Here is a 19759-nt window from a genome sequence, read left to right on the forward strand (position 1 = left end):
CGCCGTGTGGCATTTCCGACAGTAAAGTTGTGTTAAGGCGAAGTTTCGGAAGCCTCTCCCCCGCCCGACCAACTCCCTTGCGCGGAACGTCAGTCGGGATGGACGCCCGGCCCCCGGTCCGGCCCCGCCAGCGGCGTCGGCGACAGCCCGTCCGGCTCCTCGCCCGGCTCCAGCAGGGTGTCCGCCGCCCCGACGATCAGCGGGTCCGGACGGCCCACCGCCGCCTCGTCCTTCGCCGGGTAGTCGCAGCGCGCGAGGAGGCTGCGGATCGCCTCCAACCGCCCGCGGCGCTTGTCGTTGTTCTTCACCACCGTCCACGGCGCGTGCGCCGTGTCCGTGGCGCGGAACATCGCGACCTTCGCGGCCGTGTACTCGTCCCACCTGTCCAGCGACGCCAGGTCCGTCGGCGACAGCTTCCAGCGCCGTACGGGATCGATCTGGCGGATCGCGAACCGCGTACGCTGCTCCTCCCGCGACACGGAGAACCAGAACTTCACCAGCAGGATCCCGTCCCGGACGAGCATCTCCTCGAACAACGGCGCCTGTTCGAGGAACGTGCGGTACTGCGCGTCCGTGCAGAAGCCCATCACCCGCTCCACACCCGCCCGGTTGTACCAGGACCGGTCGAAGAACACGATCTCGCCGCGCGTGGGGAGATGGGCCACGTACCGCTGGAAGTACCAGGTGCCCGTCTCCCGTTCGGTCGGCCGCTCCAGCGCCACCACGCGGGCGCCGCGCGGGTTGAGCCGCTCCGTGAAGCGCTGGATGGAGCCGCCCTTGCCCGCCGCGTCCCGCCCCTCGAAGAGGACGACGACGCGCTGTCCCGTCTCCTTGGCCCAGCGCTGCATCTTCAGCAGTTCGATCTGGAGGACGCGCTTGGTCCGCTCGTAGTCGCGGCGCCGCAGCCGCTCGTCGTACGGGTGGTTCTCGCGCCAGGTGTCGACGGGGCTGCCGTCGGCGTTCAGCAGTTTCGGCCGCTCCGGGCGGCTCATGTCCACGGTGCGGCCGTCGAGGAGCGTCGCCCTGCCCTCGTCGTCCGGGTCGAGCCCGCCCAGGTCGGCCCCGCTCAGATCGGCCTCGTGCGGGTCCGCGTCGAACGGCTCCGTCTCGATGAGGTCGGCGGCCTCCGCCCCGGTACCGTCCGCGTCCGGAGTCTGCTCGTCGTACGGGTGCGCGGTCCGTTCCTCGTCACGCGGTTCGGCGTCGGTGCCCACGGTGGTCCCTCCCGGAAAGGTTCGGTGCAAAGATCACATTCCGTGTGCCCATTTGGCAGCATTCCATCGGCGGGCGGCCCCATGACCTGCTGGTGGTGCCCTGCGGGAGCGGCCGGGCAGGCCCTGCGGGGGCGGAAAACCCGTACGCGGGCGGCACCCGGCTCCGTACCGTGGCGGGCATGGACGTCACCTTCACCAAGGGCCCCGGCCGCTCGTACTCCGTCGCCGTCCGCCGCGAGCACGGCCCCGCGCTGGCGCCGCGCGGCGGCCCCGGCCACCACCCATACCTGCCGCACGACCTCGTCCACTTCGTGGTCGAGGCGGAGGCCGGGCTGCGCGGCGGGGTGTACGGGCGGTTGGCCGCGGGCGAGCTGGGCTTCTTCTGGCCCGCCGACCCGGCGGAACGGGCGGGCGCCCGCCGCCGCGAGAAGGCGCGGCGGCCCACGCCCCGCGCGAGCGCCGACATGGGCCGCTCGGAGGAGCTGGCGGGCGCCTGCCTGATGCTGTGGGAGCTGCGGCGCGGGCAGCGCACGTCCCTGCCGCCGTGGCTGGCCGGATGGACCCCGGACCCGCTGGCGGAACGGATCGCGGCGCGGCTGGACACGTACGCGGACCGCTGGCACGCGCTGCCCGACGGCGGCTCCCTCACCCTGGACTGGACGTGCGGCCCGGCGGGTTGGGCGCGCGCCACCCGCGCCGGGCGGCCCGGCCGGCGGAGCGGGGGCCGCCGCCGCTGACCGCCGGGGTCGCCGCCACCGGACGGGCGCCGGTCAGCGCAGCGTCAGCACGTTCCCGCTCACCATCGCCGCCTCCTCCGACACGAGGAACGCGATGGTGTCCGCGACCTGCGACGGCTCGGCCACGTGGAAGTGCGTGGGACTCGCGGCGACGAAGGCGCGGACCTCGTCGGTGACCCAGCCGGTGTCGGTGACGGGCGGGTGCACCACGTTCGCGGTGATGCCGATGCCGGCCAGTTCGGCGGCGGCGGAGAGGGTGTAGTGGGTCTGCGCGGCCTTGGCGGCACCGTACGAGACCTCGCCGGGGAAGCCGAGTTCGGCGCCGGAGGTCAGCCCGACGATCCGCCCCCAGCGGGCGCCGCGCTCGCGGTGGCGGCGGGCCAACTCCCCGATGAGCAGCGCCGGGGCCAGGGCGTCCACCCGGAACTGCCGCGACCAGGTGTCCTCCGTCACCGGGCGCAGCGGCCGCCCGAAGCGGTCCTCCGGGTCGGGCGTGAAGGAGTCCTGGACCCAGCCCGACGCGTTGTTGACCAGGATGTCGACGGGGCCGAGGAGTTCCTCCGCCGCGTCGAAGACGGCGCGGGGCGTCGCGCTGTCCGCGAGGTCCGCCTCGTACGCCGCCGCGCGCCCGCCCGCCCGGCGGATCTCCGCCGCGACCGCCTCGCCGGTCGCGGCCCCGGGCCCCGGCTCCCCTCCGTCCGCCGGCGGCAGCCGGAGGTACGTGCAGAGCACCGCTACCCCCCGGGCGGCGAGCGTCCGCGCCGTGGCCGCGCCGATGCCGTGGTTCGCGCCCGTGACGACGGCGACGTGGTCCGTTCCGCTGGTTCTCGTCATGGGCACAGTCGTACCGCACGCGTGCCGTCGCCCGCACACGAGAATTCCCGGAAAGAATTCCGGAGGAGAACGGCGGGGTTGTCGATCCGGGCCCTCCCCGTTCGACGTACGGGTGAGAGGCGGGGACGGTCCCCGCACCGCGCACCGAGGAGTCACCATGCCGCGCTTCCTGACGATCGTCACGCACAACGAGAGCAAGCAGACCGCCGAGGGGCCGGACCCGGAGTCGCAGCGGCGGATGGGCGAGCTGTACGAGGAGATCAGCCGGGCCGGGGTCGTCCTGGACATGGGCGAGCTGACGCGTACCTCCGAGGCCACCCGGCTGACCTGGACCGGCGGCGAACTCAGCCGTACCGACGGCCCGTTCACCGAGAGCAAGGAGGTCATCGGCGGCTACACCGTCGTCCAGGCCAGGGACCGGGCGGAGGCCGTGGAGTGGGCGCGGCGGTTCGGTGAGATCCAGGGCCGCCACGAGGACCTGACGGCCGAGGTGCGGCAGATCTCCGAGGACTGAGGACGGGGGACGGGCGGGGCGGGTGTACGGGGGGGCGGCGTGCGTACGGGAGGGCGCGTGCGTACGGGGCGGGTGGCCGCGGTTGCCCGCCCCCCGCGCGGCTGCTGTGATGTGGCGGTGACGGCGGGGAACGCGCGGGAGAGCGCGCCGGTACGGGAACCGGTACGGGAGGACGCGGCGGCGCGGGCGGCCGGAGCGAGCACGCCGGGGACGGCGCGCGCCACGGGCTCCGCCGACATCGCCGCGACCGTCGAGGCCGTGTTCCGGATCGAGTCGGCGCGGATCATCGCGGCAGTCGCCCGCGTCGTACGGGACGTGGGCATCGCGGAGGAGTTGGCGCAGGACGCGTTGGTCGCCGCGTTGGAGCGGTGGCCGGAGTCCGGCGTGCCGGACCGGCCCGGCGCCTGGCTGACGGCCACCGCACGGCACCGCGCGGTGGACCTCGTACGCCGCCGGGAGACGTACGCCCGGAAGCTCGCGGAGGTCGGCCGGGCACTGGAGGACGTGCCGCCGCCCGACCCGGCCGACCTCGACGACCCGGACCGCATCGACGACGACCTGCTGCGGCTGATCTTCACCGCCTGCCACCCGGTGCTGTCGGCGCGGGCGCGCACCGCGCTGACGCTGCGCCTGCTGGGCGGGCTGACGACGGAGGAGATCGCCCGCGCGTTCCTCACGTCCGAGGCGACCGTCGCGCAGCGGATCGTGCGCGCCAAGCGGACGCTGGCGAAGGCCGGGGTCCCGTTCGAGGTGCCGTGCGGCGCGGACCGTGACGCCCGGCTGGCCTCCGTCCTGGAGGTCGTCTACCTCGTCTTCAACGAGGGCTACTCCGCCACCGCCGGTGACGACCTGCTGCGGCCCGCGCTGTGCGAGGACGCGCTGCGGCTGGTGCGCGTCCTCGCGGGCCTGGTGCCCGGGGAGCCCGAAGTGCACGGGCTGGCCGCGCTGTTGGAGTTCCAGGCGTCCCGTACGGCGACCCGCACCGGGCCCGACGGGCGGCCCGTGCTCCTGGCCGACCAGGACCGGTCCCGGTGGGACCGGCTGCTGATCCGGCGCGGTACGGAGTCCCTGCGGCGCGCGGGCACCGGCCCGTACTCGCTCCAGGCGGCGATCGCGGCCTGTCACGCGCGGGCGGCGCGGTACGCGGACACGGACTGGGCGGCGATCGCCGCGCTCTACGGGCGGCTGGCCGCGCTGGGCCCGTCACCGGTCGTGGAGCTGAACCGGGCGGTGGCCGTGTCGATGGCCGAGGGGCCCGCCGCCGGGCTGGCCCTGGTGGACGCCCTGCTCGGTGAACGGGCCCTGCGGGACTACCACTTGCTGCCCAGCGTCCGCGGCGACCTGCTGGAGCGGCTCGGCCGGGGCGAGGAGGCGCGCGCGGAGTTCGAGCGGGCGGCGGCGCTCACCCGCAACGCGCGCGAACGGGAGCTGCTGCGGGAACGGGCCGCGCGCGCCGCGCCGTGACCCGCCCGCGCACCGCCCCCGTACGCACACCCGCCCCGTTCAGTCGCGGACCCGCTCGTACGTGAGCACCGCCGCGCCGTTGCCGAACGTCCGGCTGTCCGTCAGCGCGAACGGCACCGGCCCCGCGAAGTCCGTCGCGAACATCGGGATGCCGCCGCCCGCCACCACCGGGTAGACCTTCGTGACCAGCTCGTCGATCTCCGGCAGCAGCAGCCCCGCGAGCTCGCCGCCGCCGCACAGGTAGACGCCCTGCCCGCCGTCCTCCGCCTTCAACTCCCGCACCCGGGCCAGCGGGTCGGTGGCGACGAACTCGACGTCCGGGTCGGGCGACGGGGAGTCGGCGCGGGAGAAGACGTACTGCCGCAGGTGCCCGTACGGGCTGGTGTTGCCCTCGTCGAGGGCGATCCGGTAGGTGGCGCCGCCCATCAGGACGGTGTCGAAGTGCCGGTTCGCGGCGTCGTCGAAACCGAGCATCCGGCGGATGTGGGTGGGCAGGGTCTCCGGGTACTCGGTGGTGAGGTACTGCGTCATGTCCTCACCGATGGGATAGAAGTCGGCCGTGCCGTCCGGGGCGGCGATGAACCCGTCGATGGTCAACGCGATGTAGTAGGTCAGCTTGCGCATCCCGTTCTCCCGTCAGTGGTGCGGACGTGCATACGTGCGTGCGCGCGGCGGTGGAGGCGCGCGGGCGGTGGCGCCGGTGGTGCGCGGCGACGGTCACAGGCGGCGACTGTACGGACCCGCCGGGGCCGCCGCATCCACCTTTCGGGCGCGCCGCGGCGCCCGTCGCACCGGCACCCCCGGCGCCGTTCACTCCACGCTGAGCGCCCACTGCCCGGCCCGGCCGGTGAACACCAGCGGGGTCAGCGGGTACGTGTCGATCCGCCAGTACGAGTGCGGCGGCGCCTTCAGCACGTAGCAGAGGGCGGCCCGTACGACTGAGGGTTCCGCGACCGCCACGACCCACTCGCCGTCGCCGTCCACGGGCCGGGTGTCCAGCCAGCCGCCGACGCGCGAGATGAACGCGAGCAGCGACTCGCCGCCGTGCGGCGCGGAGCGCGGGTCGGTGAGCCAGGCGTCCACCGAACGCGGCTCGCGGGCGGCCACCTCCTGGAGCGTACGGCCGCGCCAGCGCCCCATCCCGCAGTCGCGCAGGGCGGGTTGGGCGAGCGGCGACAGCCCGAGCAGCTCGCCGGTCTCGCGACAGCGGCGCGACGGGGAGCAGTACCGCAGCTGGGCGGCGGCCAGCCGGGCCAGGCCGGGCACGGCGCGCTGCACCTCGTGCCACCCGGTCGTGTCCAGCGGCCGGTCGTCCTCGAACCGCACGTCGAGCACCGAGGAGCTGCGGGCGGCCGTCAGCAGCGTCACACGAAGGTGCATCCGGCGATCGTAGGCCGCCGCGCGCCCGAGTTCGATACCCCGGCGGCGCCCGTCGGGCGCGGTTCCACGGGGCCGCGCGGCTTGTCCGGATACGTGCGCCGGGCGGAACGTTCAGCCGGTCGCGCCGCCGTCCCCGGCCGCCCCGCCGCCGACGACCGGCGCTCCGGTACGGGCCGCGCGCAGCCGTCGTACGCCTTCCGCGATCTCGGCGGCGCCCGCGGCGGGCGCGTAGCTGAGGCGGACGTACGGGGCGGTGGCCTCGGCCGCGAAGTACGGGCGGCCGGGCGCGACGGCGACTCCGGCACGGAGTGCCGCGGCGACGAGCGCGGCCTCGTCCGTGCCGTCGGGGAGCCGCAGCCACAGCTGGTAGCCGCCGCGCGGCGCGTACGGCACGGGCACGTCCGGCAGCTCCCGGGCCAGCGCGGTGAGCAGCGCGTCGCGGCGTACCGTCAACTCGCCCGCCACCGTACGCAGATGGCGGGGCCAGGCGGGGGCACCGACGAGTTCGAGGGCGGCCTCCTGGAGAGGGCGGGGGACGAAGAAGCTGTCGACGATCTGGATGGCGCGGAGCCGTTCCAGGGCGGGGCCGCGCGCCGTCAGCGCGCCGACGCGGAGGCTCGGTGACGTCGCCTTGGTCAGCGAGCTGATGTGCACGACGACGCCGTCCGGGTCGTCGGCGCGCAGGGTGCCGCTCAGCGGCCCCGCGTCGGCGTGCGCGAGCCGCCGCGCGAAGTCGTCCTCCACGACGAACGCGCCCGCCGCGCGGGCGGCGGCCAGCACCGGGCCGCGCCGGTCGGCGGCGAGGACCGCGCCGGTCGGGTTCTGGAACAGCGGCTGGCACACGAACACCCGCGCGCCGCTGGCCCGGAAGGCGCGCGCGAGCAGGTCGGGCCGTACGCCGTCACGGTCCACCGGTACGGGCACGGGGCGCAGCCCGGCGGCGCGGGCGGCGGCCAGCATCCCGGGGTACGTGGGGGACTCGACGAGCACGGCGGCGCCCGGACCGGCGAGCCCGCGCAGCGCGGTGGTCAGGGCGCTCTGGCCCCCGGCGGTGATCAGCACCTCGGCGGCGCTGACGGCGCCCGTACCGCCGCCGATCTCGGCGGCGAACCACTCCCGCAGCTCCGTCACGCCCTCCAGCGGCGGCCGCCCCCAGGCGCCGGGGCGGCGCCCCGCGCGGGCGAGGGCGGCGGCGAGCGCGCGTTCGGGGCGGAGGGCGGCGGGGAGGTAACCGCCGTTCAACTCGATGACGCCGGGCGGGGGTTCGGGGAGCGTGGCGAGGACGCCGCCGGCGTCGACGGCGCGCGGCGCCGGGTCGGAGGGCGTGTCGGCGCTGAGCGCCAGCTCCTGCCAGGAGGTGTCGCCCCCGGTGTGCGCCGCCGCGCGCGGGCGCGCCCGGTACGCCCCGGCGCCGGGCCGGGTCTCGACCAGGCCCTCCCGTACGAGCGCGGCGAGCGCGCCGGAGACGGTGACGGGGCTGACGCGGTGGCGGTCGACGAGCGTACGGCTGGACGGCAGCTTCTCCCCCGGGGAGTAGCGCTCCAGTTCGGCACGGAGGACGGCGGCCAGATCGGCCACACTGCTACGGTGTTGCATGAGAGAGCAGAGTAGCGCTATCGACCCGTCGGGGATAGCGGTCCCCGCCCCGGACCCCGCCTCCCCCGCTTCCCCGTCCGCCCCCGCACCCGCGCCCGCACCCCGTACGTCCGCCGACCCCGGGCTGTCCGACCGGGGCGGGCTCCTGCTCGCGGCGCTCGGCGTCCTCGCCTTCTCCCTCACCTTCCCCGGCACCGCCTGGGCCCTGGAGGGCTTCGGCCCCTGGTCCGTCACCACGTCCCGGATCGTGCTCGCCGCGCTCCTCGCGGGCGGCGCGCTCCTCGCGTACCGGGTGCCGCCCCCGCCCCGCGCCACCTGGCCCGGTCTGGCGGTGGTCGCCGCCGGTACGGTCGTGGGTTTCCCGCTGCTCACCACGCTCGCGCTGGAGACGTCGTCCACCTCGCACGCCGCCGTCGTCGTCGGCCTGCTGCCGCTGACCACGGCCGCGTACGCCGCGCTGCGCACCGGCCACCGCCCGTCCCGTACGTTCTGGGCCGCCGCGCTCGCGGGCGCCGCCGTCGTCCTCGCGTTCGCGCTGCACGACAGCGGCGGCGGGGCGTCGCGCGGCGACCTCTACCTGCTCGGCGCGCTGCTGATCTGCGCCGCCGCGTACGGGGAGGGCGGGCGGCTCGCCCGCGAGATGCCCGGCTGGCAGGTGATCGGCTGGGCGCTGGTGGCATGCCTGCCGTTCGCGGCGGTGGGCGCGGTGTGCGCGCTGCGCGCCGAGCCCGTGACGCTCGGCGCGCACGCGGTGGCGGGGCTGCTGTGGGTGGCGGCGGGCTCCCAGTTCCTCGGGCTGGTGGTCTGGTACCGGGGTCTGGCGCGTACGGGCGTGGCCCGCGCGAGCCAACTCCAGCTGGCGCAACCGCTGTTGACCCTGGTCTGGTCGGTGCTGCTGCTCGGCGAGAAGCTGTCCCCGGCCGCGCCCGTGGCCGCCACGGGCGTGCTGGTGTGCATCGCGGTCACCCAGCGCAGCCGCGCCTGAGGACGGCGCGGGGGCGCCCCGCGGCAGGCACGGGCGCCCTCCGCGCGCTCCCGTGCGCGCGGGGCGCGTGACGGCGCCAGGGCCGTAGAATGTGACCCACGACACATTCACCCGACCCGCCCCCGCGCACCGGAGGTCCCTCATGCACGCGAACACGGGCGACCAACTGCTGGTCCACGGACGGACCGTGGGCCGACTCGACCAGGTCGCGGAGATCGTCGAGGTCATCGGCCCGGACGGCGGCCCGCCCTACCGGGTCCGGTACGAGGACGGGCACGAGACGGTGCTCTCCCCCGGACCGGACTCGGTGGTGCGCGGTCACGAGGAGCCCGACCCCGGACGGTAGTGGTCCGCGACGACCCGGCCCATCGCCCCGATCACGTCCTCGGACACCTCCTTCGCGGAGAAGAAGACGTGCCCGGAGACCTCGGGGAAGTCCGCGCAGTACGTGAGGTGCCGCGACAGCTCCGCCGGGTCCTGCCAGGGCGCGGCCTGCGCCGGGTCGCCCGCCTTGTAGAGCGCCTCCCCGACGTGCAGCGCGACACCCGTACCCCGTACGGCCTCCGCCCACCACGGGACCAGCTTCGCGTAGTCGGCGGCGGCGAAGCCCATGTTCCAGTAGAGCTGCGGCACGACGTAGTCGATCCAGCCGCGCCGCACCCAGCCGAGCGTGTCCGCGTACAGGTCGTCGTACGTCTGCACGCCCGCAGCCGTGTCCGAGCCGCGCGGGTCGGTACCGCTGTTGCGCCACACCCCGAACGGGCTGACGCCGAACCGGGGGCGGCGGGGCGTACGGCGGATGCGGGCGGCCGTCTCCGTCACCAGCAGGTCGATGTTGTGCCGCCGCCAGGAGGCGAGGTCGGCGTGGCCGTCTCCGTGCAGCCGGTACGCCTCCGCGTCGTCGAAGACCTCCCCCGCGACCGGGTACGGGTAGAAGTAGTCGTCCCAGTGCACGCCGTCCAGCGCGTAGCGCCGCACCGCGTCGAGCATCGCGTCCTGCACGAAGCGGCGCACCTCCGGCAGGCCCGGGTTGTAGTAGAGCTTCCCGCCGTACGGCACCACCCAGTCCGGGTGCCGTCGCGCCGGGTGCTCGGGCGCGAGCCGGGCCGGGTCGTCGTGCAGCGCGATCCGGTACGGGTTGAACCACGCCTCCAGCTCCAGCCCCCGCGCGTGCGCCTCCCGCACCGCCCAGCCCAGCGGGTCCCAGCCCGGGTCGCGGCCCTGTTCGCCGGTGAGCCACTGCGACCAGGGCTCGTACGGGGACGGCCACAGGGCGTCGGCGGTCGGACGGGCCTGGAAGTAGACGGTGTTGAGGCCGCGGCGTACGGCCGTGTCCAGGTGCGCGGCGAGCTCGGCGCGCTGCCGGTCGGGGCTCAGGCCGGAGGCGCTGGGCCAGTCCCGGTTGTCGACACTGGCGATCCACATGCCGCGCACCTCGCCCCGCGCGGGGCGGCCGTACGCCGCCGCGGCCGTGTCCGCGGAGGTCACCGCGCCGCTCAGCGCGCCGACGGCGGCGACGGTGAACCCGCGGCGGGAGAGCCCGGCGCGCCACCTCCCTCCCGTACGGGCCGCGCCGCCCGTACCGCCACCGCCGCCCGCTGCCGCGCCGGTTCTCCCCGCCCCGCCGGTGCCCGCTCTCCGCGTCATGCCGCCCGCCTTCCCGGCGTCTCCGCCGCGTCCCGGCCGACCGCGCCGCGTTCGTCCTGTTCGGCCCGATCGCCCGCTGATGTCCGTACGAGCCAGCATGCCCCGTGCGCACCCCGCCGACCCGGTAACGACCCGGCGGGGTAACGTCGGGCGGCGTGCGGGGCGGCCGGAGGCGTATCCGGGGGCGGCCGCACGGACCCGTTGATCTGCGAAAGGCACGATGTGACCGACATCCAACGCGTCGGAGTGGTCGGCTGCGGCCAGATGGGCGCCGGTATCGCCGAGGTGTGCGCGCGGGCCGGACTCGACGTCAAGGTCGCCGAGACCACGGGCGAGGCCCTGGAGTACGGCCGGACCCGCCTGGTCAACTCCCTGGAGAAGGCCGCCCAACGCGGCAAGCTCTCCGCAGCGGAGCGGGACGCGGCGCTGGACCGGCTCACCTTCACCACGGACCTCGGGGAGTTCGCCGAACGCGACCTGGTGATCGAGGCGGTCGTCGAGAACGAGCAGGTCAAGACGGAGATCTTCCAGGTCCTCGACCAGGTGGTGACCCGTCCGGACGCCATCCTCGCCTCGAACACCTCGTCCATCCCGCTGGTCAAGCTGGCCGTCGCCACCTCCCGGCCGGACCAGGTCATCGGCATCCACTTCTTCAACCCGGCGCCCGTACAGCAACTCGTCGAGCTGATCCCGGCGTTGACCACCGGGGACGAGACGATCAAGCGCGCCGAGGCCGTCGTCAGCGGCATCCTCGGCAAGCACGCGATCCGCGCGCAGGACCGCTCGGGCTTCGTCGTGAACGCGCTGCTGATCCCGTACCTGCTGTCCGCGATCCGCATGTTCGAGTCGGGCATCGCCAGCCGCGAGGACATCGACAACGGCATGGAGCTGGGCTGCGCCCACCCCATGGGCCCGCTGAAGCTCACCGACCTGATCGGCCTGGACACGGTGGCGTCGGTCGCGGACTCGATGTACGCCGAGTTCAAGGAGCCGCTGTACGCCGCTCCCCCGCTGCTCCAGCGCATGGTCGACGCTGGCCGCCTGGGCCGCAAGTCCCGCGCGGGCTTCTACCCGTACGACTGACGCCGCGCACCCCGGCCGCGACGGCCGTCCAGTCGTGCGCGCTACCCCTGCGCCCCGGCGGTGGCCGTGGGCGCGGCGGGGGTGGCCGGGGCGGCGGGGTGACGCGCGTTGCGCAGCACGAGCACGGCCGCGTCGTCGGCCAGCCGCCCCCGGGTGTGGCGCAGCAGCCCCGCCCGTACGGAGTCGACCAGCACCGCCGGGGTGACCGGCGTGCCCGCCGTACGGGGTCGGGGCCCGGCGGCGAGGCCCGGACCGCGGCGGCCGGTGCCCGGCCAGGTGCCGGTGAGCGCGCGGGCCAGCGGGAAGAAGCGCCCGGCCGCGTCCCGCGCGTCGACCGCGCCGTCGGTGTGCAGGAACAGGGCGTCGCCGGGCGGGAGCCGCAGCGGCGTGGGCGGGGGCAGCGGTCCGGGCAGCGGGAACATCCCGAGCGGCGCCATCGGCTCCGTCTCCGCCGAGGGCTGCACCCGGAACGTGCCGTCGGGCGCGGGCCGCAGCCGGTACGGCCACGGGTGGCCGCAGTTGAGCGCCGTCGCCGTACCGTCGTCGCGCACCTCGATCAGCAGCACGGTGACGAACTCCTCGGCCGCGTCGGCCAGTTCGCCGCCCACCGGGTGCCGCCCGCGCAGGTGGCGGGCCAGGCCCCGGTCCAACCGCCGCAGCACGCCGGAGAGTTCGGGCTCGTCGTGCGCGGCCTCGCGGAAGACGCCGAGGAGCGAGGCGACGGTGCCCACCGCGGGCAGTCCGTGGCCGCGCACGTCCCCGATCACGGCCCGTACGCCGAAGGGCGTGGCCACCACGTCGTACAGGTCGCCGCCCAGCGTCGCCCCGCGCGTCGCGGACAGGTGCGTCGCGGCCACCTCCAGCCCGCCGACGACGGGCGGCAGCGGGCGGAGCACCGTCTCCTGCGCCGCGGCGGCCGCCCGGCGGGCCCGCAGCAGCCGCCGCTTCAGGCGGGCGCGCTGGCCCGCCGCGAAGCATCCGGCGGTCGCGGCGACGAGGATGCCCACGACGGTGCCCGCCCAGCGCTCCGGCTTCTCGTACACCTCGGCCCGCGCCAGCAGCGCCACGGCCGCCAGCGCGTACGCCCCGCCGAGCAGCACGCCCGTACGGCTGCCCGTGAGGGCGCAGGCGATGACGGGCGTCGCCGCGAGCAGCGGCACGAGGCAGAGCACTTCCCAGGCGTGGCGCTGCCAGCCGAGGACGGCCAGCGCCCACACCCCCGGGAGGGCGTACGCGAGGACGCGCCGCGCGGGGCGGCGCAGCCGGGCGCGGGGCGCGTCCGGTATCCCCGGGGCGCCGCCCGCGCCACTGGCGGGGGCGGGGGGAGTCCCCGCCCGGTGCGTACGGATGGCGTTCACTGCTCGTCCCCCCTCGCGGACCACGCCGCGGCGTTGTTCGCCTGGGGCCCTTCGATGCGGCGATTGTCGCCATGGTGTGTGTCCGCACCGCCACGTTCGGCACGTTCATCACACGATCGGGTGATGGTCGACCGTATCCCACTCCGGCGGCGCCGCGACGTGCACGGCCCCGACGTGGTGGAAGGCGTCCACCCCTCGGTGGACGCCCTCCGGTGTCGCGCGGGCCGCGCGCCCGGTGCGCGGGCGCGCGCCCCGACTGCCGTGCCCCGCACGGGCGTTGCCGCCCGCCCGGGCACGCGCGTCGCCTAGGCGCCGCGCAGCGTCGCGCCCGTGCGCGCGACGGCGGCGGCGACCGCCGCGTCCCGCGCCGCCGACGCCTCGTCGGCCGTCAGCGTACGGTCGGCCGCGCGCAGCCGCAGCGCGTACGCCAGCGACTTCCGCCCGCCGCCGACCTGTTCACCGGTGAACACGTCGAACAGCCGCACGGACTCCAGCAGTTCACCCGCGCCCTCGCGCAGCGCCGTCTCCACGTCCGCCGCCGGGACGGCGTCGTCGACGATCAGCGCCACGTCCCGGGTCGCGACCGGGTACGTCGACACGTACGGCGCCAGCACCGGCCCCGCCGACGCGGCCTCGACCGCGTCGAGGTCCAGCTCCATCGCGCACGTGCGCGCGGGCAGGCCCAGCGACTTGAGGACGCCCGGGTGCAGCTCACCGGCCCAGCCGACGTGCCGCTCCCCCGCCGTCAGCCGCGCGCAGCGGCCGGGGTGCCAGGGGCCGTACGCCCCGCTGGTGACGGTGAGTTCGACGCCCGCGGCCTTGGCGACCGTACGGGCCGCCTCCACCGCGTCCGCCCAGTCCGCGGGACGACCCGGGCCCCACCAACCGGCCTGCTCCCGGCTGCCGGTGAGCACCACGGCGGCGTGCCGGGGCTGGTGCGGCAGCGCGGCGTCGAGCGCGGCGATGTCCGCGTCCGAGGGGCGGGCGTCGACCGGCAGCCGTACGGGCCGGGGCTCGTCGCCGGTGGGCAGGAACACCAGACCCGTCTCGAACAGCGCGAGCCCGCCGTGCGTACCCTCGCCGCCCCGCCCCTCGTTCCGCCGGAGCGCGGCGAGCAGGCCGGGCAGCAGCGTGGTGCGGAGGGCGGGCTCCTCGTCGGAGAGCGGGTTGACGAGCCGGACCGTACGGCGGCACGGGTCGTCGGCGGGCAGCCGCAGCTGGTCGAGGACGGACTCGCTGAGGAACGGGTAGTTCAGCGCCTCCACGTAGCCCGCGGCGGCCAGCGCCCGGCCGACGCGGCGGTGCAGCCGCTGCCGTTCGGTGAGGCCGCGGGCGGAGGGCAGGCGGGGCAGCGTGGACGGCAGGTTCTCGTAGCCCTCCAGCCGGATGACCTCCTCCGCCAGGTCGTTCGGGTCGACCAGGTCCGGCCGCCAGGACGGCGCGGTGACGGTCAGCTCGTCCTGGCCCTGGACGTCGCAGCCGATCTGCTGGAGGCGGCGGACGACGGTCTCCCGGCCGTAGTCCACCCCGGCCACGCGGCTGGGGTGCGCGGCGGCCATCACGACCGTGCGCGGGGCGGCGGGCACGGCGACCTCGGTGACGCCCGCCTCGGCGGACGCGCCGGCGAGGAGGACGAGCAGGTCCACGGTGCGCTGCGCGGCGGCAGCGGCGGCGTCGGGGTCGACACCGCGCTCCCAGCGGCGCGAGCCCTCGGTCGACATCCTGTGGTGCCGGGCCGTACGGGCGATGGTCAGCGGCTCGAAGTGCGCGGCCTCCACGACGAGTTCGGTGCTGCCGCGCCACTCGCCGGTCTCCGGGTCCTGCTCCGGGTCGGCGACCTCGCTGTGCGCGCCGCCCATCACCCCGGCCAGGCCGATCGGGCCCGACGCGTCCGCGATGACCAGGTCCTCGGCGCGCAGCACCCGCTCGACGCCCTCCAGCGTCGTCATCCGCTCGCCCGCCGCGGCACGCCGCACGGTGATCGCGCCGTCGAGGCGCTGCCGGTCGTACGCGTGGAGGGGGGTGCCCAGTTCGAGCATCACGTAGTTGGTGATGTCGACGGGCAGCGAGACGGGCCGCATGCCGGACTTCTGGAGCCGCCGCCGCATCCAGATCGGCGACTGCGCCTCGGGCCGTACACCCGTCACGGTGCGGGCGGTGAAGCGGTCGCACGCCTCGGCGTCGAGGACCTCGACCGGGTACCCGTACTCGTTCGGCGCCGGTACGTCGATCAGCGCCGGGTCGCGCGGCGGCAACCCGTACGAGATGGCCGTCTCGCGGGCGACGCCGCGCATCGACAGGGTGTAGCCGCGGTCCGGGGTGACGGCGATGTCCAGGACCTCGTCGACGAGTTCGAGCAGCTCGACGGCGTCGGTGCCGGGCTCGTACTCGGGCGGCAGCACGATGATGCCGTCGTGGTCGTCGCCCATGTCCAGCTCCGCGGCGGAGCAGATCATGCCCTCGGACACGTGGCCGTACGTCTTGCGCGCGGCGATGTGGAAGTCGCCGGGCAGCACGGCGCCGGGCAGCACCACGACGACCTTGTCACCGACGGCGAAGTTGGTGGCGCCGCAGACGATGTTCTGCGGGTCGCCCGTGCCGTTGGCACCACCGACATCGACCTGGCACCAGCGGATGGGCTTCTTGAAGCCGGTCAGCTCCTCGATCGCGAGGACCCGCCCGACGACGAGCGGGCCCTTCAGCCCGTCACCGAGGCGCTCGACGGTCTCGACCTCCAGCCCGGCGTCGATCAGCCGGGCCGCGACGTCGCGGCCGGTCTCGCCGGCGGGCAGGTCGACGTACTCCCGGAGCCAGGAAAGCGGCGCCCGCATCAGATCTCCATCCCGAACGGCCGCGTGAAGCGCACGTCACCCTCGACCATGTCTCGCATGTCCTCGACGTTGTGGCGGAACATCAGCATCCGCTCGATCCCGAACCCGAACGCGAACCCGCTGTACCGCTCCGGGTCCACCCCGCACGCCGCCAGCACCCGCGGGTTGACGACGCCGCAACCGCCCAGCTCGATCCAGCCCTCGCTGGAGCACGTACGGCACGGCCGGGCCGCGTCGCCGACGGACGCGCCGTGGCAGACGTAGCAGACCATGTCCATCTCGGCGGACGGCTCGGTGAACGGGAAGTGGTACGGGCGCAGCCGCGTCTTCATGTCCGGCCCGAACAGCGCCCGGACCATGTGGTCCAGGGTGCCCTTCAGGTCGGCCATGGTCAGGCCCTCGTCGATGGCCAGCAGCTCGACCTGCGTGAAGACGGGCGTGTGCGTCGCGTCCAGCTCGTCGGTGCGGAAGACACGGCCGGGGCAGATCACGTACACCGGCAGCTCGCGCTCCAGCAGGGAGCGGACCTGCACGGGCGAGGTGTGCGTACGGAGCACCAGGCCGCTGGCGTCCTCGGCGTCGGTGCCGCCGTCGTCGTCGCCCTGGACGAAGAAGGTGTCCGTGGTGGTGCGCGCCGGGTGGTCGGGCAGGAAGTTGAGCGCGTCGAAGTTGAACCACTCCGCCTCGACCTCGGGCCCCTCGGCCACCTCGTAGCCCATGGCGACGAAGATGTCCTCGATGCGCTCGGACAGCGTGGTCAGCGGGTGCCGGGCCCCGGCGGGCACCCGGTCGTACGGCAGCGTGACGTCCACCGCCTCCTCGACCAGGACCCGCTCGTCCCGCTCCGCCTCCAGCTCGGCCTGGCGGGCGGCGAGCGCCTTGTTCACCGCGCCGCGCGCCTGGCCGACGCGCTTGCCCGCGTCCGCCTTGGCGTGCGGGGGCAGGGCGCCGATCTCGCGGTTGGCGAGGGCGAGCGGGGAACGGTCACCGGCGTGTGCGGCCTTGACCTCGCGCAGCGCCTCCAGGTCCGGGGCCGCGGCGACGGCCGCGAGGGCCTCCTCCCGCGCCTGGTCGATCTTTTCCGGTTTCAGTGCCTCGACCTCGACTGGGTCGTACGACTTGTTCGGTGCGGACATCTCTTCCCGTGCTTCCGTTGGGCGTGGCTGCGCGTGCGTGCCGGGGGTCGATTCTACGGCGTGGAAAGGGGCCGCCGCCGCGCGCCGTACGCGCCGCGGCCACCGCCGACCACGCCGCTGACCGGGCACGCGGCGCACTGTCTGGGCGGGACTGGCTGGGCGGAGGAGCCCGCGGGTGCCGACTCAGGCCATGAAGGCCGGGGCACCCGCGGGCAACGTAAATCGGAACTGGGCCCCGCCGCCCGGCGCGCGGGCGACGGTGATGTCCCCGCCGTGCGCCTCGACGATGCCCTTCACGATGTAGAGGCCGAGGCCGGTGCCGCCGCGCTTGCTGCCCCGCCAGAAGCGCGTGAAGACGCGGCTCATCGACTCCTCGGGGATGCCGGGGCCCTCGTCGCTCACGGTGACAGCCGTTCCTTCGTCGTGTCCTCGGTGGGGTGCGGGTGCGACCTCTATGGTGACCGTGCCCTCGCCGTGCCGCACCGCGTTTTCCAGCAGGTTGCCGAGGACCTGGTCGATCTTGTCAGGGTCGGCCCACAGCTCCGGCAGCGGCTCCACGATACGGGTCGCGAAGCGGTCCGGCGGCTGCCCGGCGGTCGTGTGGGCCTGCACGTGCCGGCGGACGGCGGCGGCCATGTCGACGGGCTGGCGGCGTACTTCGAGCCGTCCGGAGTCGATCCGCGAGATGTCCAGCAGCTCCGCGATGAGCCGCGTCACCCGGTTCGCGTCGGCGTCGACGGTCTCCAGCATCAGCCGCTTCTGGTCGTCGGTGAACCGCTCCCACTTGGCGAGCAGCGTCGCCGTGAACCCCTTCACCGACGTGAGCGGCGACCGCAGCTCGTGGGCGACGGTGGCGATCAGCTCGGCGTCCGACCGCTCCGAGCGGCGCCGCGCCTCCGTCCCCCGCAGCGCCACCACCAGCCGGTGCACGGGCCCGGTCGGGCGCGTCCGTACGTACCGCGCGCTGACCAGCACCTCCCGCCCCTCCAGCAGCAGGCCGCGCTCGGGCTGGCCGCTGCGGGTGGCGAGGCCGCCGTACGGGTCGGTGAGCTGCCACCAGCGGTGGCCGTCGAGGTCCTGGAAGGGCAGCGCGCTCTGGATGGGCCGCCCCAGCACGTCGGACGGGTCCGTGCCGCAGATGCGGGCCGCCGCGGCGTTGAAGCAGATGACGCGGCCCGTGCTGTCCGCGACGACCAGTCCGTCCGGGAGGTCGTCCGGGTCCAGCCCCAGCTCGGCGGCCCACGGACGGGCCTGCCGGAACGGCTCGTGCCGTGTGCTGGTGAGGTCCACCCCGGCGCACCCCCCTTTTGGGCTCCTCGGGTCCTCGGTCGGCCACCCTACTAGCTCGGTGTGACGGAACGGCACCCTCCGGGAGCGCGCTGCGCACGGGCGGACGCGTAGAGGCACACCGCCGCGGCGGTCGCGAGGTTCAGGCTCTCGGCGAGGCCGTGGATGGGCACGCGTACGGCGGCGTCGGTGAGGGCGCGCGTCTCGGCGGGCAGGCCCCACGCCTCGTTGCCGAAGACCCAGGCGGTGGGCCCGGCGAGGCGGTCCGCGTCCAGCTCGGCGTCCAGGTCGTGCTCCCCCGCGCCGTCGGCGGCCAGCACCCGCGCCCCGGCGCCGCGCAGTCCCGCGACGGCGTCCTCGACGGGCACGCCGACGGCCACCGGCAGGTGGAAGAGCGAACCGGCGGACGCGCGTACGCACTTGGGGTTGTAGACGTCCACGGACGCGTCGGTGAGCACCACCGCGTCGGCGCCCGCCGCGTCGGCGCAGCGCAGCACCGTACCGGCGTTGCCCGGGTCCCGTACGTGCGCGAGGACGGCGACGAGCGCGGGGCGCGCGGCGAGCACGTCCGCGAAGGGCCGGTCGAGGAAACGGCAGACCCCGACGAGCCCCTGGGGCGTGACGGTCTGCGACAGCTCCTCGACGGTCCCGTCCGACGCGAGGTGGACGCGCGCGCCGCAGGCGTGGGCCGCCTCGACGACGTCGGGGTGCCGCTCGGCGGCCTCGGCGGTGCAGAACAGCTCGGCCAGCGCGGGCTCACCGGCGGCGCGGTGGGCGGCGGCCTCCCGTACGGCCTGCGGCCCCTCGGCGAGGAAACGGCGCTCGCGGCCGCGGAAGGTACGGCGGCCGAGCCGTCGCGCGGCGGAGACACGGGCGGCGGACGGGGGGTTCACGGGGGTCCTCTCGGTGGGCCTCGGGCGCGCGGCCGTGGCCCGGTGGGAACAGTTCGGACCCGCAGGCGCGGGGCCTGCGGGTCCGGACGTGGTGACGGCGGGCGCCGGGGGCGTCAGGCGGCCTTCGGCGCGTTGACGTCGCTCGGCAGGGCCTTCTGGGCCACCTCGACGAGGGCGGCGAACGCGTTGGCGTCGTTGACCGCGAGGTCGGCCAGGATCTTGCGGTCGACCTCGATGTTGGCGGCCTTCAGACCCTGGATGAAGCGGTTGTAGGTCATGCCGTTGGCGCGGGCGGCCGCGTTGATCCGCTGGATCCACAGCTGGCGGAAGTCGCCCTTGCGCTTCTTCCGGTCGTTGTAGTTGTAGACGAGGGAGTGGGTGACCTGCTCCTTCGCCTTGCGGTACAGGCGGGAGCGCTGGCCGCGGTAGCCGCTCGCCTGCTCCAGGATCGCCCGGCGCTTCTTCTGTGCGTTGACTGCCCGCTTGACGCGTGCCACTAGACAACTCCTTGTAGCGGGGCCGCGGTGAGGACACACGGCCCGAATCGATGGGGTTCCGGTCGAACGGGGCTTACTTGCCGAGAAGCTTCTTGATCTTCTTGGCGTCGGCCGGAGCCGTCTCGACGTCGTTCGCGAGGCGCCGCGTCAGGGTCGACGGCTTGTGCTCCAGGTAGTGGCGGCGGCCTGCACGCTGGCGCATCACCTTGCCGGAACCGGTGATCTTGAAGCGCTTGCGGGCACCACTGTGCGTCTTGTTCTTCGGCATGTCGCCGTCTCTCCTCGTCGGTGGCGCTCCCCCCT

General features: G+C 75.2%; 19 protein-coding genes. 6 read left to right on the plus strand and 13 right to left on the minus strand.

Translation table 11 applies throughout. The annotated features are described in order from the left end of the window. Positions 1–89 precede the first annotated feature (89 nt). Positions 90–992, minus strand: a complete 903-nt coding sequence (gene ppk2, locus D7M15_RS01990) for a polyphosphate kinase 2 (RefSeq protein WP_121520098.1) — start codon at positions 990–992, stop codon at positions 90–92. Positions 993–1393: 401 nt separating this feature from the next. On the opposite strand from ppk2, the gene D7M15_RS01995 reads away from it, so the two are divergent. Then, positions 1394–1951: a hypothetical protein gene (locus D7M15_RS01995; protein WP_206337305.1), complete on the plus strand. Its 558-nt coding sequence runs from the start codon at positions 1394–1396 to the stop codon at positions 1949–1951. Positions 1952–1984: 33 nt separating this feature from the next. Here the strand turns inward: D7M15_RS01995 and D7M15_RS02000 are convergent, their stop codons facing one another. Then, a complete protein-coding gene (locus tag D7M15_RS02000; protein ID WP_121515898.1) occupies positions 1985–2785 on the minus strand; it encodes an SDR family oxidoreductase in 801 nt (266 codons plus the stop codon). 157 nt (positions 2786–2942) lie between these two features. Here D7M15_RS02000 and D7M15_RS02005 point away from each other — a divergent pair, with 157 nt between their 5' ends. Next, positions 2943–3299 (plus strand): YciI family protein, encoded by a 357-nt coding sequence (locus D7M15_RS02005; protein ID WP_121515899.1) that lies wholly within the window; start codon positions 2943–2945, stop codon positions 3297–3299. 237 nt (positions 3300–3536) lie between these two features. After that, entirely contained in the window at positions 3537–4763 is a 1227-nt protein-coding gene (locus D7M15_RS02010; RefSeq protein WP_121520099.1) for a sigma-70 family RNA polymerase sigma factor, read from the plus strand. Positions 4764–4802: 39 nt separating this feature from the next. On the opposite strand, the gene D7M15_RS02015 is transcribed toward D7M15_RS02010, so the two are convergent. The 3 genes from D7M15_RS02015 to D7M15_RS02025 all read right to left on the minus strand — a co-directional run bounded on the left by D7M15_RS02015 (position 4803) and on the right by D7M15_RS02025 (position 7739). Next, a complete protein-coding gene (locus D7M15_RS02015) occupies positions 4803–5387 on the minus strand; it encodes a dihydrofolate reductase family protein (protein ID WP_121515900.1) in 585 nt (194 codons plus the stop codon). Positions 5388–5573: 186 nt separating this feature from the next. Beyond that, complete coding sequence (locus tag D7M15_RS02020; protein ID WP_121515901.1) at positions 5574–6143, minus strand: histidine phosphatase family protein; 570 nt, start codon at positions 6141–6143, stop codon at positions 5574–5576. 111 nt (positions 6144–6254) lie between these two features. Beyond that, positions 6255–7739 carry a PLP-dependent aminotransferase family protein gene (locus D7M15_RS02025; protein WP_121515902.1) on the minus strand — a complete coding sequence of 495 codons (1485 nt, stop codon included), beginning with the start codon at positions 7737–7739 and terminating at the stop codon, positions 6255–6257. Between D7M15_RS02025 and D7M15_RS02030 the strand changes: the two genes are divergently transcribed. Together D7M15_RS02030 and D7M15_RS02035 are read left to right on the plus strand one after the other, a co-directional pair. Then, the gene (locus tag D7M15_RS02030; protein ID WP_121515903.1) at positions 7738–8724 is read left to right on the plus strand and encodes a DMT family transporter; all 987 of its coding nucleotides are present in this window, start codon (positions 7738–7740) and stop codon (positions 8722–8724) included. The two genes, D7M15_RS02025 and D7M15_RS02030, sit on opposite strands and share 2 nt — an antisense overlap. A 142-nt stretch (positions 8725–8866) precedes the next feature. Next, positions 8867–9070 (plus strand): DUF1918 domain-containing protein, encoded by a 204-nt coding sequence (locus tag D7M15_RS02035; protein ID WP_121515904.1) that lies wholly within the window; start codon positions 8867–8869, stop codon positions 9068–9070. On the opposite strand, the gene D7M15_RS02040 is transcribed toward D7M15_RS02035, so the two are convergent. Then, positions 9043–10371, minus strand: coding sequence for a family 10 glycosylhydrolase (locus D7M15_RS02040; RefSeq protein WP_121515905.1), 1329 nt, complete (start codon positions 10369–10371; stop codon positions 9043–9045). The genes D7M15_RS02035 and D7M15_RS02040 overlap by 28 nt on opposite strands. Positions 10372–10593: 222 nt before the next feature. Here D7M15_RS02040 and D7M15_RS02045 point away from each other — a divergent pair, with 222 nt between their 5' ends. Next, a complete protein-coding gene (locus tag D7M15_RS02045) occupies positions 10594–11454 on the plus strand; it encodes a 3-hydroxybutyryl-CoA dehydrogenase (RefSeq protein ID WP_121515906.1) in 861 nt (286 codons plus the stop codon). A 41-nt stretch (positions 11455–11495) separates the two neighbouring features. Here D7M15_RS02045 and D7M15_RS02050 read toward each other — a convergent pair whose 3' ends face one another. The 7 genes from D7M15_RS02050 to rpmI all read right to left on the minus strand — a co-directional run bounded on the left by D7M15_RS02050 (position 11496) and on the right by rpmI (position 19724). Continuing rightward, positions 11496–12812 carry a PP2C family protein-serine/threonine phosphatase gene (locus D7M15_RS02050; RefSeq protein WP_240649088.1) on the minus strand — a complete coding sequence of 439 codons (1317 nt, stop codon included), beginning with the start codon at positions 12810–12812 and terminating at the stop codon, positions 11496–11498. Between the two features lie 305 nt (positions 12813–13117). Continuing rightward, positions 13118–15643: a phenylalanine--tRNA ligase subunit beta gene (gene pheT / locus D7M15_RS02055; protein ID WP_121515907.1), complete on the minus strand. Its 2526-nt coding sequence runs from the start codon at positions 15641–15643 to the stop codon at positions 13118–13120. After that, positions 15643–16779 carry a phenylalanine--tRNA ligase subunit alpha gene (gene pheS, locus D7M15_RS02060; RefSeq protein ID WP_121515908.1) on the minus strand — a complete coding sequence of 379 codons (1137 nt, stop codon included), beginning with the start codon at positions 16777–16779 and terminating at the stop codon, positions 15643–15645. The genes pheT and pheS overlap by 1 nt, the downstream gene beginning before the upstream one ends. 183 nt (positions 16780–16962) lie before the next feature. Further along, complete coding sequence (locus D7M15_RS02065; RefSeq protein WP_240649555.1) at positions 16963–18009, minus strand: PAS domain-containing sensor histidine kinase; 1047 nt, start codon at positions 18007–18009, stop codon at positions 16963–16965. A gap of 110 nt (positions 18010–18119) precedes the next feature. Continuing rightward, complete coding sequence (locus D7M15_RS02070) at positions 18120–18959, minus strand: RNA methyltransferase (RefSeq protein WP_121515910.1); 840 nt, start codon at positions 18957–18959, stop codon at positions 18120–18122. 113 nt (positions 18960–19072) lie between these two features. Further along, entirely contained in the window at positions 19073–19456 is a 384-nt protein-coding gene (rplT, locus tag D7M15_RS02075; protein ID WP_121515911.1) for a 50S ribosomal protein L20, read from the minus strand. Positions 19457–19529: 73 nt separating this feature from the next. Further along, positions 19530–19724, minus strand: coding sequence for a 50S ribosomal protein L35 (gene rpmI, locus D7M15_RS02080; protein ID WP_121515912.1), 195 nt, complete (start codon positions 19722–19724; stop codon positions 19530–19532). Positions 19725–19759 lie beyond the last annotated feature (35 nt).

This window comes from Streptomyces sp. Z26 (assembly GCF_003665095.1).
Classification (GTDB): Bacteria; Actinomycetota; Actinomycetes; order Streptomycetales; family Streptomycetaceae; genus Streptomyces; species Streptomyces phytohabitans.

Coding starts and splice junctions, on each gene's coding strand:
- ppk2 (WP_121520098.1), bottom strand. CDS start 992: ATGAGCCGCCCGGAGCGGCCGAAACTGCTGAACGCCGACGGCAGCCCC.
- pheS (WP_121515908.1), bottom strand. CDS start 16,779: ATGTCCGCACCGAACAAGTCGTACGACCCAGTCGAGGTCGAGGCACTG.
- D7M15_RS02035 (WP_121515904.1), top strand. CDS start 8,867: ATGCACGCGAACACGGGCGACCAACTGCTGGTCCACGGACGGACCGTG.
- pheT (WP_121515907.1), bottom strand. CDS start 15,643: ATGCGGGCGCCGCTTTCCTGGCTCCGGGAGTACGTCGACCTGCCCGCC.
- D7M15_RS02015 (WP_121515900.1), bottom strand. CDS start 5,387: ATGCGCAAGCTGACCTACTACATCGCGTTGACCATCGACGGGTTCATC.
- D7M15_RS02020 (WP_121515901.1), bottom strand. CDS start 6,143: ATGCACCTTCGTGTGACGCTGCTGACGGCCGCCCGCAGCTCCTCGGTG.
- D7M15_RS02040 (WP_121515905.1), bottom strand. CDS start 10,371: ATGACGCGGAGAGCGGGCACCGGCGGGGCGGGGAGAACCGGCGCGGCA.
- D7M15_RS02000 (WP_121515898.1), bottom strand. CDS start 2,785: ATGACGAGAACCAGCGGAACGGACCACGTCGCCGTCGTCACGGGCGCG.
- D7M15_RS02030 (WP_121515903.1), top strand. CDS start 7,738: ATGAGAGAGCAGAGTAGCGCTATCGACCCGTCGGGGATAGCGGTCCCC.
- rpmI (WP_121515912.1), bottom strand. CDS start 19,724: ATGCCGAAGAACAAGACGCACAGTGGTGCCCGCAAGCGCTTCAAGATC.
- D7M15_RS02005 (WP_121515899.1), top strand. CDS start 2,943: ATGCCGCGCTTCCTGACGATCGTCACGCACAACGAGAGCAAGCAGACC.
- D7M15_RS02025 (WP_121515902.1), bottom strand. CDS start 7,739: ATGCAACACCGTAGCAGTGTGGCCGATCTGGCCGCCGTCCTCCGTGCC.
- D7M15_RS01995 (WP_206337305.1), top strand. CDS start 1,394: ATGGACGTCACCTTCACCAAGGGCCCCGGCCGCTCGTACTCCGTCGCC.